Origin of the sequence: Streptomyces africanus (genome assembly GCF_002150735.1) — a bacterium.
GTDB lineage: Bacteria > Actinomycetota > Actinomycetes > Streptomycetales > Streptomycetaceae > Streptomyces > Streptomyces africanus.
In genome coordinates this window covers 1-1,127 of record NZ_MUKA01000600.1, presented here as the reverse complement: position 1 = coordinate 1,127, position 1,127 = coordinate 1, and the positions used below count along the sequence as shown (strand labels likewise).

At 74.2% G+C, this 1,127-nt stretch carries 2 protein-coding genes and 1 pseudogene; 2 read left to right on the top strand and 1 reads right to left on the bottom strand.

The features are described from left to right. Together CCL05_RS44655 and CCL05_RS42500 are read left to right on the top strand one after the other, a co-directional pair. Positions 1 to 438 (top strand): peptidoglycan-binding domain-containing protein (locus CCL05_RS44655; RefSeq protein WP_143590054.1); only part of this gene is annotated, 438 nt, incomplete at its 5' end. Between the two features lie 27 nt (positions 439 to 465). Then, positions 466 to 742, top strand: a pseudogene (locus CCL05_RS42500) (phosphotransferase-like protein). On the opposite strand, the gene CCL05_RS42495 reads toward CCL05_RS42500, so the two are convergent. Next, positions 638 to 1,127 (bottom strand): HAD-IA family hydrolase (locus CCL05_RS42495; protein ID WP_244204611.1); only part of this gene is annotated, 490 nt, incomplete at its 5' end. The pseudogene CCL05_RS42500 and the gene CCL05_RS42495 overlap by 105 nt on opposite strands.

Below are 1,127 nucleotides of genomic sequence, written 5' to 3'. Positions count from 1 at the left end.
CCGGCGCGGACCGCACCGGTCACGCCCTCGGCCCCCGCCGCACCGCCGCCGTCGCCGTCGGCCACCGGGAGCCCGTCGGCCTCCCCGTCGCCGTCCGCGTCGGGCGCCTCGCCGAGCGCGTCGCAGTCGGCCGGCCCGTCGGCGCCCCGGACGTCCGCCACGGCCACCGACCCGGGGAAGGCACCCCCGGGCAACTCCCGCCAGAGCGGCGGCCCCACCGTCCTGCGCCTCGGCGACCGAGGCCCGGAGGTCAGCGAACTCCAGCTCCGGCTACGCCAGTTGTATCTCTACGGCGAGGACCCCGACGGCGACTACGACAGCCGGCTCGAGGAGGCCGTCCGCAACTACCAGTGGTCACGCGGCATCCAGACCGACGACCTCGGTGTCTACGACCGGGAGACGCGGGAGAAGCTGGAGTCGGAAACCAAGAAGCCATGACCGGCCCGGCCGCCCTACTGTGACGCCGTGACCACACAGGTGATCGTGCTCAACGGCGGTTCGAGTTCGGGCAAGTCCGGGATCGTACGGTGGCTGCAAGAGGTGCTGCCGGACCCGTGGCCGGCCTTCGCCGAGGGCATCGCCGCGATGGCCCGCGCCGNNNNTCGCCCGAGGCGACCGGGTCCGGGGCATGGCCGCGTCACAGGCCCACGTCGTCCACGAGGGCGTGCGCTACGACGTGGAGGTGGACACCACCCACACCGAGGCCCTGGCGTGCGCGCACACCATCGCCGCCCACGTCTGACCGACCGGACGGCAGACACCCCCGAGCGGTCCTCAACCGATGTGCAGACGGATCGTCCCGTCCCCCACGGCCTCCACGCGCACCCGCGTCAGGNNCGGCCCCGGAGTCCTCGAACACCACACAGTCCGAAGGCGCCACACCCAGTTCGGCGGCGCCCTTCAGAAAGCCCTCCGGGTCGGGCTTGCTCGCCCCGACGGACTCCGCGGTCACCCGCACCTCGGGCAGCTCCAGTCCGGCCGCGGCCATCCGCGCCGTCGACAGCGGAACGTCGGCCGAGGTCACGAGCGCATGCGGCAGCCCCCGCAGCGAGGCGAGGAACTCCGGCGCCCCGGGGATCGGCACGACGCCCTCGGTGTCGGCCGTCTCCTCGGCGAGCATCCGGGCG